Annotated in this window: 8 protein-coding genes; all 8 read left to right on the top strand. The window is 72.0% G+C overall.

Going from position 1 to position 14,137, the window contains the following annotated elements:
* Nucleotides 1–151: 151 nt before the first annotated feature.
* The 8 genes from cobT (at nt 152) to F4561_RS19930 (ending at nt 14,110) form a co-directional block, all read left to right on the top strand.
* The gene (cobT, locus tag F4561_RS19965) at nt 152–2,542 is read left to right on the top strand and encodes a nicotinate-nucleotide--dimethylbenzimidazole phosphoribosyltransferase (protein WP_184580900.1); all 2,391 of its coding nucleotides are present in this window, start codon (nt 152–154) and stop codon (nt 2,540–2,542) included.
* A gap of 326 nt (nt 2,543–2,868) precedes the next feature.
* Nucleotides 2,869–4,143, top strand: a complete 1,275-nt coding sequence (gene cobA, locus F4561_RS19960; RefSeq protein ID WP_312885386.1) for a uroporphyrinogen-III C-methyltransferase — start codon at nt 2,869–2,871, stop codon at nt 4,141–4,143.
* A gap of 63 nt (nt 4,144–4,206) precedes the next feature.
* On the top strand, nt 4,207–6,123 hold the full coding sequence (locus tag F4561_RS19955; protein ID WP_184583903.1) for a GTPase: 1,917 nt from the start codon (nt 4,207–4,209) through the stop codon (nt 6,121–6,123).
* A gap of 41 nt (nt 6,124–6,164) precedes the next feature.
* Nucleotides 6,165–8,765, top strand: coding sequence for a YfjP family GTPase (locus tag F4561_RS19950; RefSeq protein WP_184580899.1), 2,601 nt, complete (start codon nt 6,165–6,167; stop codon nt 8,763–8,765).
* A 575-nt stretch (nt 8,766–9,340) separates the two neighbouring features.
* Nucleotides 9,341–10,585, top strand: coding sequence for a GGDEF domain-containing protein (locus F4561_RS19945; protein WP_246437240.1), 1,245 nt, complete (start codon nt 9,341–9,343; stop codon nt 10,583–10,585).
* A 90-nt stretch (nt 10,586–10,675) separates the two neighbouring features.
* Nucleotides 10,676–11,770 (top strand): DUF4192 domain-containing protein, encoded by a 1,095-nt coding sequence (locus F4561_RS19940; RefSeq protein ID WP_184580898.1) that lies wholly within the window; start codon nt 10,676–10,678, stop codon nt 11,768–11,770.
* A gap of 39 nt (nt 11,771–11,809) precedes the next feature.
* Nucleotides 11,810–13,474 carry an energy-dependent translational throttle protein EttA gene (ettA, locus tag F4561_RS19935; protein ID WP_184580897.1) on the top strand — a complete coding sequence of 555 codons (1,665 nt, stop codon included), beginning with the start codon at nt 11,810–11,812 and terminating at the stop codon, nt 13,472–13,474.
* Between the two features lie 147 nt (nt 13,475–13,621).
* Nucleotides 13,622–14,110, top strand: a complete 489-nt coding sequence (locus F4561_RS19930; RefSeq protein WP_184583899.1) for a globin — start codon at nt 13,622–13,624, stop codon at nt 14,108–14,110.
* The last annotated feature ends 27 nt before the right edge of the window (nt 14,111–14,137 follow it).

The following is a 14,137-nucleotide window of genomic DNA, read 5'->3' as shown; positions in this document are numbered from 1 at the left end:
CGCGCCCTGCTGAACGGCCATCTGGCCGAGGGGGAGATATGCGTACACCAACCCGCAACGATGAGCCCCGGGCTCCGCTCGGCACCACTGTGCGGCGGTCTCGCGGCACGGCCCGGTCTCCGCGGGCCGTCCAGGACTCCGGAGGTTCCCGATGAGCGCCGACGACCGCCGCGACCCAGTGGACAGGGGCGCCGACGATCCACCCGGCCGGCCCCCCGCTGACCACGGTCGTCGGCGGGCCGCGGAGCCCGACCCGCTCGCCGGGTCGGGCGGAGGGCTCCTCGACGACCTGCCCGAGACGGGGCGCGGGTACGCGCCGCTCGATCCCCCCGAGGACGACCGGGACCAGCACGGCCGCGCCGCCGGGCGGCACAACGCCGACGCCGCCGAGAACGGCCCCGCGCACCGCAACCCCTTCCACACCCCCGTGGAGGAGCCCACCCCTCCGCCCCCGCCCAGGGACACCACCCGGCGGGAACCCGCGCCCGAACCCCCGCGGCCGGCCGCCGAGGACCCCCTGCAACCCAACGTCATCCCGTTCCGCGGTGCCGGGCCGGAGCGCGCCACCGCGACCCCCCCGCGCCGTGCGGCCGAGGAGACCGGACGCGCCGCGCCCGAGCACGCCGAGGCGAACACCGCCGCCGGGAACCCCGGCACCGGCGCCGGAGACCCGCCGCGCGACCCGCGTGACCGGGGCCGCGGCCAGGATTCCGGCGCACCCGCTTCCGTGCCGCCCGAGAGCACCGGCCGGGTCGAGCCCTCCGAGGGCGGCCAGCGGCCGGAGGAACCCGCACCGCGCGTGTCCGAGCTCGACCCGCACGCCTACGCGCAGGCCGAGCGCGACGCCGTGTACCGCGTGATCCGGGAGCGGCGCGACGTCCGTGTGGGTTTCCGCACCGACCCGATCCCCAGCGAGGTCCTCACCCGGGTGCTGGCCGCGGCCCACCAGGCGCCGTCGGTCGGGTTCTCCCAGCCCTGGGACTTCGTGGTTGTCGAGGACGGCGAAACCCGCTCGCATGTGCGCGAGATGGTGCAGACCCAGCGCGAGGAGTACGCGCGGGCGCTGCCGGGTGCGCGGGCGCGCGCCTTCTCCGGGCTCAAGGTCGAGGCGATCCTCGACACCCCCGTGAACATCGTGGTCACGGTCGACTCGACCCGGGGCGGCCGGCACACCCTGGGCCGGCACACCCAACCGCAGATGTCGGGCTACTCCACCGCGCTGGCCGTGGAGAACCTGTGGCTCGCCGCGCGCGCCGAAGGGCTCGGCGTGGGCTGGGTAAGCTTCTTCGAGGAGCGCGCCCTCGCGCGCGCCCTCGACTTGCCTCCACACCTGGAGGTGGTGGCCTACCTCTGCGTAGGCTACGTCGACGATTTCCCGCCGGAACCGGAGCTCAGCCTGGGCGGATGGGCGAAACGGCGCCCCCTGTCCTGGGCGGTGCACCGCGAGAGCTACGGACGGCGCGGCCTGCCGGGTGAGGAGCCGACCAGCTTGCTGGACGAGACGATCGCCGGAATCCGGCCCTTGAACCAGAGAGCGATCAACGAGGCTCGCGACCGGCAGGATCAGATGACCAAGCCACCCGGGTCGCTGGGTGTCCTGGAAGACGTCTCGGTCCAACTGGCCGGCCTGGCGGGCGAGTGCCCGCCCCCCATCCCGGAGCCCGCCGCTGTCGCGGTGTTCGCCGGTGACCACGGGGTGCATGCCCAGAAGGTGACCGCGTGGCCGCAGGACGTCACCACGCAGATGGTGCACAACTTCCTCAACGGCGGCGCCGTGGTCAACGCGTTCGCCGAACAGGTCGGCACCGAGGTCACCATCGTCGACGTCGGCGTGGTCGGTGACCTGCCCACCGTGCCCGGCCTGCTGCCGCGCAAGGTGGCGCGCGGGACAGCCGACATCACCCAGGGGCCGGCCCTGACCCGGACCCAGGCGGTCTACGCGATCGAGGCCGGTGTCGAGGTCGCCCGCGACCTGGTTTCGGCCGGCAACCGGTGCCTGGTCACCGGCGATATGGGGATCGCGAACACGACGCCCTCGGCGGCGCTCATCGCCGCGTTCACCGGATTCGACCCGGCCGACATCACCGGGCGGGGAACCGGGCTGGACGAGGCCGCGCACGAGCACAAGATCGAGGTTGTGCGCAGGGCGCTCGAGGTGAACGCGGTCGACCCGAACGACCCGACGGGCGTGCTGGCGGCGGTCGGCGGCCTGGAGCACGCCGCTCTCGCCGGGTTCATTCTCGGTGCCGCCGCGACCGGGGTGCCGGTGCTGCTCGACGGGGTGATCTCGGGTTCGGCGGCACTGGCCGCCGCGGCCCTGAGTCCGGCGTCGATGAACGCCTGCTTCGCCGGGCACTGCTCCGCAGAACCGGGGCACACCGTGGCGTTGCGGCACCTGGGCCTGCACCCGCTCTTCGGTTTGGAGATGCGGCTGGGCGAGGGATCGGGCGCGCTCCTGGCGCTGCCGATGCTGCAGGCGTCGGTGCGGGCGCTCCGCGACGTCGCCACGTTCGACGCCGCTGGTGTGGCCGGGCGCGCGTGATCGCGGCTGGCGCGGCCGACGCCGTCCGCGCCAGCCCTGACCTGCACAACCGCGGATAGAGTAGGAATGGCGGGCGCGGCCCCCAGATGGCTGGTAGCTGGAATGGCAAGCGCATACCGGTTTGACACAGTATTTTTAGGGCATCGACGCCTACCGCCATTACGGTGAACGCGGGCACAAAACGGACAGACGTGGCCAAGTGCCGGGTGAGGGTGTGACCACAGAACGGGACGCAAGGTGGCGGACCGGCGAAGTGCTGGCTTCGAGATCACGCCACCGTCCCGACGCGGGGACCACGTTCGTGCTGAGTCTGGAGGGCTACCTCGGTGACGTATCTTCTTGGGCTGCGGATGGACGGTCGCGACGTTCTGGTCGTCGGGGGCGGACGCGTCGCCCAACGCCGGGTCCCGGTGCTGCTCGACGCGGGGGCGCGTGTCACGGTCATCGCTCCGGCGGTCACGGCGGCCCTGGAGGATCTCGCCTCCGCTGGGCGTATCACCTGGCACCAGCGGCGTTTCCACAGCGGTGACGTGCGCGAGGGCCGGGTCGGCGACCTCTGGCTCGTGCATGCCGCCACCGACGATCCCGACGTGAACGCGGCCGTTGCTGAGGAGGCAGAGGCCGCGCACCTGTGGTGTGTCCGCGCCGACGACCGCCACGCGTCCACCGCGTGGACCCCCGCCAGCGGCGGTGCCGGCGGTATTACGGTCGGTGTGGTCGCATCCGGCGACCCCCGCCGCGCGGCCGGGCTGCGCGACGCCATCACCGAAGGGCTCTCCGACGGCACGCTCGACGCCCGGCGCGGCCGCGAGCCGCTGCGGGGCGTGGCACTGGTGGGCGGCGGTCCCGGCGACCCCGGCCTGATCACGGTGCGTGGGCGCCAGTTGCTCGCGCAGGCCGACGTGGTCGTGGTTGACCGGCTCGCCCCGACGTCGCTACTCGACCAGCTTCCGGGAGACGTCGAGATCGTCGACGCCGCGAAAATCCCCTATGGTCGCTCCATGAGCCAGGACGACATCAACGGGCTCCTTGTCGAACGTGCCCGCGCGGGCAGGTTCGTCGTCCGTCTGAAAGGCGGCGACTCCTTCCTGTTCGGGCGCGGCGGGGAGGAAGCGGCGGCGTGTGCCGCGGCCGGGGTGCCCGTGACGGTCGTTCCTGGGGTGACCAGCGCCTTCGCCGCGCCCGCGACCGCGGGGATCCCGGCGAGCCATCGCGGTGTCGCCCAGGACGTGCACGTGGTCTCCGCTCATGTCGCGCCGGACGACGACCGTTCCACGATCGACTGGCCGGGCCTCGCCCGCTCGTCGGGCACGATCGTGGCACTCATGGGCGTTGAGCGTATTGGTGCCGTCGCCGACGCGCTGATTGAGCACGGCCGTCCCGAGCGGACTCCGGTCGCCGCGATCCAGGACGCCACACTGCCCACCCAACGAACGGTGGTCGCGGATCTGCGAACGGCGGCCCGGGTGATGAATGAGGAAGGCGTGCGGCCACCCGCCGTAGTGGTGATCGGTGAGGTGGTCAACGTGGCCGCGGAACTTGACATACTGCACGAGGGGCATCATGGCGGTGACCCGGCGCCGTCCGGAGGCAGTTCATGATGCGTTCCCGAGGGAAGATCGGGTGTTGTGACCTCGAATAACGATAAGAAGGGCGGAACCGCGATGACCCGGCCGCCTGCTGTGCCGGAAGTGACAGGGCCAGGCGAGACAGAGCCGGACGGGGCCACGCGAGCCGACCGCGGCGCCGCGGACACTTCGCGGGAGCGGGTCGGCCAGGTCAGTCCTGAACGCGACGAGGGCCGGCAAGCCGCCGGCGAGCACGAACAAGGGCGGTCCAACGGTGCCGGCGATGCCGCACCGGACGCCGCTCCACCGAGTGGGGCCAAGCACCGGGCGCAGACGAGTGTCGACACCCGCTTCGAGCGTGTGCTGGAGGCGCTGCGGGCCCAGATCCGCTCGATCGAGTTCTCCGACGGTCTCCCGGGCGCCACCGAAGGTATGACCGCACGCAACGACGTGCTGAGCCAACTCGACGACTACGTGCTGCCGCGCGTCCGCCGTCCCGACGTCCCCCTGCTGATCGCCGTGGCCGGCTCCACCGGAGCGGGCAAGTCCACGCTCGTCAACAGCCTGGTGGGAGAGCAGGTCACGACCACCGGCGTGCGCCGCCCGACCACCAACAGCCCGGTGCTCGCCTGCAACCCGGCCGACGTCGGATGGTTCAGCGAAGCGTCTTTCCTACCCACGCTGCCGCGAGTGCGCCAGCAGGGGCTCGCCATGCCCGGCAAGGACGGCATGCTCGTGCTGGCGGCGAGCGAGTGCATGCCCGAGGGCGTGGCTCTGCTCGACACCCCCGACGTCGACTCCGCTGTCGCCGCGCACCACGAGTTCGCGGCGAAGTTCCTGGACGCCGCCGACCTCTGGGTGTTCGTCACCACCAGCACGCGGTACGCCGACGCCCGAGTCTGGGAGTTCCTGCAGGTAGCCCGCGACCGCGACACCTCATTGGGGGTCGTGCTGTCGCGGGTGCCGCGCCGCGGGCACGCCCAGCTCCTCGACCACTTCGGCGCGATGCTTGAGGCCAACGGCCTCGGTAACGCCACCCGGTTCGCGATCCCCGAGACCGACCAGATCTCCCAGGAGCGGTTCACCTCCAACGTCGCCGACGATATCCGCACCTACCTGGCCGACGTCGCGGGCGACCTCGCGCAGCGCGACCTTGTCTCCCGCCGCACCTTCATCGGTGTCGTGGACAGCTTTCTCACCCGTGTCCCCGAGCTCACCAAACAGGTCGAGACGCAGGTCGAGGTCGGCCGCAAGCTCAGTCTGGCCGTCGAGTCCGCCTACTCGGCGGCGTTGCAGCGCGCCGCCACGTCGATCGGCGACGGATCGCTGCTCGGCGGCAACCTACTCGCCCGCTGGCAGGAGATCGCCACCAGCGGGGAGCTGGTGCGCACGATGCGGTTGCGCAACCGGCGCAAGGCCGAGGCCGCCGAGCAGGAGACGGCCGCGCGTGTCCGCGCCCTGGAGCAGGCCATCCGCGACACACTGGAGGCGCTGGTGGTTTCCACGGCCGAGCGCGCCGCCGAGGACGTCGCGGCGGACTGGGACACCATCCCCGGCGCGGACGCGTTGACCGAACGCGCCGGCGGCGCACAACCCTCCGAGGGCCTTGGCCAGCGCGCCCGCGAGGCCGTCAAGGAGTGGCAGGCCAGCGTGCAGGAGATGATCTCCGCCGATGGCGCCACCAAGCGTTCGGTGGCGCGCGTCGTCACCATCGACAAGGAGGCCATCGCCCTCGTCCTGATCATCGAGCTGCTGGGTTACGCCGCTACCCGGGCGGCGGCGGAGAACCGCTCCGCCCCGCCGCCGCAGCGGCTGCTCAAAGGGTTGTTCGGGTCCGAGGCGCTCCGAAGTATCGGCAAGCGGGCCCGTGACGACCTGTACAGCCGGATCAGCGCCGTGCTCGACGAGGAGCGCGCGCGGTTCGACGGAACACTGGCCGCCGCGAAGCTTCCGGGTGAGACCGACGCCGTACAGCTCTACCAGGCGACATACAACCTTGAGATTGCACGATGACGACTCAGCGGCATTCACGGGGGGCGGACGACGATCCGGGCATGACCCCCACCACGGATCCGCCGGCCGAGACCGATGAAGGTACCTCCGGTGCCGCGCCCGAAGGAGGCGCGGCCACCGGCGAAGGGCCTGATCCGGGCGCTCCGGGCGAGGTGGCGGACCCGGCGGCGGAGCGCAGGACCGGCGCGGCAGAGTGGGATGGGTACGTGGTTCCGTCGTTGCTGCGCGCCGAACCGGGCTACGCTCCGGGGTCATCCGGCGACGACACGCCGGGAGGCCAGGTGCCCGCCTGGGTCACCGGGGGGCACCACGGCAACCACGACGCCGGCTGGGCGCCGCCCGCGGGCGATGCCTGGCCGCCGAACCGCCCCACCGAGCGCACCGGTTCGTACCCGTCGCTGCGCCGTCCGGTCGACGCGCAGTCCGGGCCGAATCCCGATCCCGGGGAACCGGCGACCGCCAACAGCGAGCCCGGCGGCGCGGAGGCGGAAGGGACCGACACGGTTCCGGCGCGGCGCCGCTCCACCGAGGAGGGCGCGGGCGACGGCGCGGAGTCGGCGGGCGCGGCACCGCGGGGCGGCAAGCACGCGCGGCGCTCCCGCCCCGCGCGCTCGAACAGGGCCGCGGCGAGTGAGAAGCCCGCGGAAGGCCCCGAGGACGACCAGGCCAGCGACAACGACGATCCCGACAACCTCGCGGGCTGGGTGGGCAGCCTGGTCGGCGCTGTCGACGGAGACGAGGAGACCCCTGGCCCCGCCGTGATCGCCGGGCGGCGCTCCGGTGCACACGGCCAACACACGCCCCCGTCCGGAAGCGCCGCGGACACGGCCGGCGGCGCCGATCCGGAGCCGGTGGGGTCGCCGCGGGAGGCCGAGGCGGAGCCTTCCGCCGCCGACGATCCCGACGACGCCCCGGACACCGAGCCCGCCCGGACCGGAGGGCCGGCCAGGTGGGCGTCGGCTGTCGACGACGATGATGACGAGTACCGTCCCTCGTCCGCCGAGCCGTGGGAGCCCATGCCGGCGACCACGCGCGAGGAGCTGATCGAGCGGCTCGACAACGTGGCGCTGCTCATCGAGACCGGACGCGACGACTTCGACTCCGAGCTGATCGCCCGCGCGCGCGGCCTGCTCACCCACGCCGGCGCCCGCCTCCGGCTGTCCGGCGAGCACACCGTTGTCGCGCTCGCGGGTGGCACCGGAAGCGGGAAGTCGTCCCTGTTCAACGCGCTGTGCGGGCTGGAGTTCTCGCGAGTCGGCATCACCCGCCCCACAACCTCGTCCGCGCACGCCTGCGTATGGGGCAACGAGGGGGCCGACGGCATCCTGGAGTGGCTCGGCGTGCCCCAGCGCGCCAGGCACTCCCGGACCAGCGTGCTGGACAAGGGAACCTCGGAGCTGCACGGGCTGATCCTGCTCGACCTGCCTGACCACGACTCCGTCCAGTCGGTCCACGCGGAGCAGTCCGACCGCCTGATCAGCTCCGCCGATCTTCTCGTGTGGGTGCTCGACCCGCAGAAGTACGCCGACGCCGCGGTGCACCACCGCTACTTCGCCGAGATGGCCGGCCACGGCTCGGTCACGGTCGCCGTGCTGAACCAGGTCGACCGCGTCGCGTCCGAGGAGCTCGAAGAGCTGCTCACCGATCTCCGCCGGCTGCTGGAGACCGAGTCCGGGGCGCAGCCGCGGGTACTGACCACCTCCACCCTCACCGGGGAGGGGCTGCGCGAGCTGCGCGGACTGCTGGCCGAGACGGTCTCCGAGCGCCGCGCCCTGATCGACCGGCTGGTCGCCGATCTGGACCGGATCGTTGGTGGCTTCGAGCGGTACCGCGGAGCAGAGGAGCCGCCGGCCCGGGTGCCCGAGGAGGCCAGAGAGAAGCTCGCTGGCGAGCTGGTGGAGGCCGGAGGTGTCCGGGCCCTCGCCGACGCCGCTGGCAACACCTTCGAGCGCCGCGGGCAACAGAGCGTGGGCTGGCCGGTCGCCCGGTGGGCACGTGCGTTGCGGCGCGACCCGTTGCGCTCGGTCCAATTGGACTTCGTGCGCCAGGGATCCGAGGAAGGGCTCAGCGAGTCGGTACGAGCCCAGCTTCCGGAGGTCGAGACCGCGGCCGCCGAGGTCGCCGATCGTGTCGGCGGGTCGCTCCCGTCGCCGTGGCCCCGGCGGCTGCGCTCGGCGGCGCGGACCAATGTCGCCGAACTGCCGGGCGAGCTCGGTACGGCGGTGTCCGAGACGGTTCCCGAGGCCAATGACACCCCGTCGTGGTGGAAGACCGTGCGGGTGCTGCAGTACCTCCTGGTCGCGGCCGCCGGTCTCGGCCTGGCCTGGTTCGGGGTCGCCCTGGTGAGTTGGCTCGCCGGCGGCCTCACCGGGTTCTCCCTGCTGGACCACCCGCTCAACATCGGCTTCGCGGCGGCGGTGGTCGCGGCCACGCTGGTTGTGGGCAAGCTGACCGACATAGGGTGCCGGAACCTGGTGGAGGTCGCCGCGGCACAGCAGCGTGACGAGGTTAAGCAACGGAGCGCACAGCGGGTGCGGTCGATCTCCGACGAGCGGATCGTGGCGCCCTTGGAGGAGGAGCTGCAGCGGTACCGCTCCTACGGCGCGGCGCTCGACGCCGCCATGGCGCGGCCCGCGGAGTGAGTTCCGGCCCGGCGGCCGGGAACCCCCGGGTGCGGGCCGCGGCCCGCACCCGGGGGTCTTCCTGCCCCAACGTGGCTAGATCCACTGGACGCCGGAACTCATCGGTCCTCCCGCTTTCGACGTGACGCCTGCGGACGCGGTTACGCGAACGCGGACGGACGCGCCGCCGCTGACCCCTGTGCCGTTTCGGGCCGGCTGGTCGCGCGCCCGCGAAACACCCCCTTGGTTCCCGGCTTCGCCTACCGCGCTCTCGACTTGACCCCCCAAGAGCCCGGTGACTCATAGCCGACCGCGTCCGAACGACCGCAGTGCCGCCAATCTATCGGTTTCCTACCTGATCTGTACAACCAGCGATTAAAGTACTACTGAAAGTAATTCGGTGGTGTGCTTCGTTGCCGTCGCTCCGGCCACGGGGGCGGCTGGCGAACGGAGCCGACCGGGACCGGTTCCGGGTGCGAACGAGGGAGACCGAAGTGGTGGTGACCCGGCGAGCGGTGGCTGACTGTCAGCAAGCCTGGACTCGCGGCGCGCGCGCCTGGCCGGTCCTCGCCCGGCCGCGCCCGATGGTCTGCTTCATGGGTGTGGTGCTGGCCTGCGACCTGGTGTTCGCGGTGTTCGGATACGCGGTCACACCGGCCCGGGCCGAGGAGGTCGCCACCTTCGGCGCGCTGGTGCTGTGCGCGGCCACCTGTGTCGAGGCCATGCGGCGGCTCGGCACGCCATCGGGGTTGGCCCGAGACCTGCTCGGGGCGTGGTGGCTGCCGGCAATCCTGCTCCTTCCCCCGATGTACTCGCTGTTCATGCCGATCCCGGTGTACCTGCACCTGCAGTACCGGATTCGCCGCACGGTGGTGCATCGGCGCGTCCTCAACGCGGCGTCGGTCGCGCTGGCGGGGTTCGTGTCCTCGTGGGCGTTCCACGCGCTTCTGGGGCCGGCCCCGGTCCAGGCCGTCTCCATGTCCGTCCAGACGGCCGAGAAGACGTTGCTGACTCCGCTGGGCCTGTTCTGGGGGGTGCTGTGTTGCGCGTTGTTCACGGTGCTCAACACGGCCGTCGTGGCGATCGCGGTGCGCCTGAGCGCGCCCGAGACCCCGTGGCGCCGCCTGCTCTGGGACCGAGAGGCCCTGGTGATCGACAGTGCGGAGGTGTGCGTCGGGATGACGGTCGCGATTCTCGCCGGCGTATCCGTTCCACTACTGGTCATCGCGTTACCTCCGGTGACGCTGCTGCAACGCAGCCTGCTCTACGAGCAGTTGCAGGTCGCCGCGCGCACCGACCCCAAAACCGGACTGCTGAACGCCGCCACGTGGGAACGCGAGGCCGGAGCGCACCTCACGCGGGCCCTGCACGGGCGCCGTTCCGTGACGCTGCTCCTCATCGACATCGACCACTTCAAGCAGGTCAACGACACCCACGGGCACATGTTCGGCGACCACGTGCTGCTCGGGGTGGCGCGGACCCTCACGCACCACCTGCGCCCGTCCGATCTGCTGGGCCGGTTCGGCGGCGAGGAGTTCGTGGTCCTGCTGCCCGGCGCCGACATGGCGGAGGGGTGCCGTGTCGCCGAACGGCTGCGGTCGCGCGTCGAGCGCACGGAACTGGTCGCGGGCGGCAAGAGCGTCACCATCACGGTCTCGATCGGCGTGGCGCTGTTCCAGGCGCACGGGGACGACGTGATCGAGCTGCTCGCCTCGGCCGACCACGGCCTCTACCGGGCGAAGGACGCCGGGCGCAACCGGGTGTGCATGCCGCCCACGGGCCCCTGGGCGGTGTCCGGCGGGCTGGGCGCGAACCGCGCCGCGCCCGCGCGAGAGAGATAGCAGCCGGGCGCGGAGGCGGACGCCCACCAGGAGTCCACAGGAACCGCGAAGCGTATTGCCGGAACGATCCGGGCGGCGCACGGTGAGGACATGGTCACCGAACACGCCGCCGAACCGGCCCCGCCCACCCTCACCATCAGCGAGCCCCGCGACCTCGTCGCGGTCATCCCCTATCTTCTCGGCTACCACCCCAGCGACACGCTGGTCGTCATCGGCCTGCGCGGCTCACCCGCCCGGGCCCGCCTCACCTTCCGTTGCGACCTGGCGGAAGACGCCGCCGGCTACGCCGCGGACCTGGCCGGCCGGGTCGCCGGCGCGCTGGGCGCGCACGGGTGCGATTCCGCCCTGGCCGCCGCCTACGCCCCGGCGGTCCGGGCCACCCCGTGTCTGGACGCCGTGCGCGCCGGGCTCGCCACCAGCGGGATCACGGTGCGCGAAGCGCTGCGCGTCACCGGTGGGCGCTACTGGTCGTACCTGTGCGCCGACCCCGACTGCTGTCCGGGCGACGGCGTTCCGGCCGACCCCGTCCGCTCGCCCGTGGCGGCCGCGGCGGTCCTCAGCGGACTCACCGCCTGGCGCGACCGCGACCAGATCCGGCGGTACCTCGCGCCCGTGGGCGGCGCGCAGCGCGAACGTGTGAGACAGGCCACACCGGCAGCCGAGCAGCGTGGCGCGGAGCTGCGCGGGCGGAACCCCGCCCCCGAGCGCGACCCGTTCGGGGCGGCGTTCCGAACCGAGGGGGTGCGCGTGGTGCGCGCGGCCATCGCGGCCGCACGCCGTGGCGCGCTCCCCACCGGCCCTCGCCGGATCGCGTGGCTGGGCGTGCTGCTCTCCTGCGTCCGAGTGCGCGACGAAGCGTGGGCGCGGATCGGCTCCGACGCCGGAGACCGCACCGCGGGCAGCGCTCACGTGCGCCTGTGGCGGCAGGTGCTGCGCAACGTCGAGCCCGCGTACGCGGCGGCGCCGGGATCCCTGCTCGCCGTGGCGGCCTGGCACGCCGGCGACCGCGCACTCGCTGAGGCCGCTCTGGACGAGGTCGCCCGGGAGCACCCCGAGTACTCCATGGCCTGCCTGGTCCGCCAGGCACTGCGTTCCGGCGCCCCACCCGGCGGGTACGAACCCACCCCCGAATGGCTCGAACAGGCCAGCCCGGTCGCCGGTACACCCGGCGAGCGCCCTCTCTGACTGGCCGGGGCACCGGTGCCGAGACCCTAGGCTGGAGGCATGCCGGAGTACATCTACACGATGCGCAATGTGCGCAAGGCGCACGGCGACAAGGTCGTCTTGGACGACGTGTCGGGCTCGTTCCTGCCCGGGGCCAAGATCGGTGTTGTCGGCCCCAACGGTGCGGGCAAGTCCTCGCTGCTGAAGCTCATGGCGGGCGTGGAGCAGCCCTCCAACGGCGAGGCCCGGCTCATGCCCGGGTTCACGGTCGGCCTGCTGGCCCAGGAACCGCACCTGGACGAGAGCAAGACCGTGCTGGAGAACGTCGAGGACGGTGTCGCCGAGACCAAGGCGATGCTCACCCGGTTCAACGAGATCGCCGAGCAGATGGCGACGGACTACTCCGACGAGCTGCTCGAGCAGATGGGCAAGCTGCAGGAACAGCTCGACCACCGTGACGCCTGGAACCTCGACAGCCAGCTCGGCCAGGCCATGGACGCCCTGCGCTGCCCGCCCCCCGACTCCGAGATCTCGGTGCTCTCCGGCGGTGAGAAGCGGCGTGTGGCGCTGTGCCGGCTGCTTCTGGAGCGGCCCGACCTCCTGTTGCTGGACGAGCCCACCAACCACCTCGACGCCGAGAGCGTGCAGTGGCTGGAGCAGCATCTTGAGAACTACCCCGGCACCATCATCGCGATCACCCACGACCGGTACTTCCTCGACAACGTCGCCACCTGGATCCTGGAGCTCGACCGCGGCAAGCTCTACCCCTACGAGGGCAACTACACCACCTACCTCGACACCAAGGCGGCCCGCCTGAAGGTCGAGGGGCAGAAGGACGCCAAGCGCCAGAAACGGCTGCGCGACGAGCTGGAGTGGGTGCGTTCCAACGCCAAGGCCCGCCAGTCCAAGAGCAAGGCCCGGCTGGCCCGGTACGAGGAGATGGCGGCCGAGGCCGACAAGACCCGCAAGCTCGACTTCGAGGAGATCCAGATCCCGCCCGGCCCGCGTCTGGGCACCAGCGTGGTCGAGGTCAAGAACCTCACCAAGGGGTTCGACGACAATCTGCTCATCGAGGACCTGAGCTTCTCGCTGCCGCCGAACGGCATCGTCGGCGTCATCGGTCCCAACGGTGTCGGCAAGACCACGCTGTTCAAGATGATCATCGGCGAGGAGACTCCCGACTCCGGTTCGATCATGATCGGCGACACCGTCCAGATCTCCTACGTCGACCAGTCGCGCGGCCGGATCGCCAGCGACAAGAACGTGTGGCAGGCCGTCTCCGACGGCGAGTCGTTCATCAAGGTCGGCAACGTCGAGATCCCGAGCCGCGCCTACGTCGCCGCGTTCGGGTTCAAGGGATCCGACCAGCAGAAGCCGGCGGGCGTGCTCTCCGGTGGTGAGCGGAACCGGGTGAACCTCGCGCTCACGCTCAAGCAGGGCGGAAACCTGCTGCTGCTGGACGAGCCCACCAACGACCTCGACGTGGACACCCTGGGGTCGCTGGAGAACGCGCTGCTGGACTTCCCCGGCTGCGCGGTCATCACCAGCCACGACCGCTGGTTCCTGGACCGGGTCGCCACGCACATCCTCGCGTGGGAGGGCGGCGCCAACTGGTACTGGTTCGAGGGCAACTTCGAGTCCTACGAGAAGAACAAGATCGAGCGGCTCGGCCCGGACGCGGCCCGCCCGCACGCCATCACACGCCGCAAGCTCACCCGGAACTGACCCGCGCTCCGGCCGGGCCACGGCCCGGCCGGAGGCTGCTCCCGTGCCCGCTCCCGGGGGTGCCGCGCGGCGAACGGTGCGGGGCACCGGCCGTAGCGGGTCTGGGGTCGCCTTGGTTGCGGCCAGGACGTAAAGTGGCGAATGACTATGACTTCCCCGCGCGATGACAGTGAATCCGGGCTTACCTTCTACGAGGCCGTTGGCGGCTCCGAGACCTTCGTCCGCCTCGTTCGGCGGTTCTACCAGGGTGTGGCCAACGACCCCGTCCTGCGCCCGCTCTACCCCGAAGAGGACCTCGGCCCCGCCGAGGAGCGGCTGCGGCTGTTCCTGATCCAGTACTGGGGCGGCCCTCGCACCTACAGTGACCAGCGCGGCCATCCCCGGCTGCGCATGCGGCACGCCCCGTTCCGGGTGGGCACACGCGAGCGCGACCGCTGGCTGGAGCACATGCGTGCGGCCATGGACGAGATCGCGCTGCCCGCCGAGCTCGACCAGCAGTTGTGGCAGTACCTGGTGATGGCCGCGCACAGCATGGTCAACACCCTCGACGAAACCCCGCCGGAGCAGGGCTCCGCGCCCGGGAACGCCGGCGACGACGACGGGGACGACCCCATCCGGATCTCCCTGCGGCCCTGAACATCACCAGTCCCGGGTCGGCGAGTT

Source organism: Lipingzhangella halophila (assembly GCF_014203805.1).
GTDB lineage: Bacteria > Actinomycetota > Actinomycetes > Streptosporangiales > Streptosporangiaceae > Lipingzhangella > Lipingzhangella halophila.
Note: the sequence above shows the minus strand (reverse complement) of the source record. Positions and strands in the feature narration are given on the sequence as shown.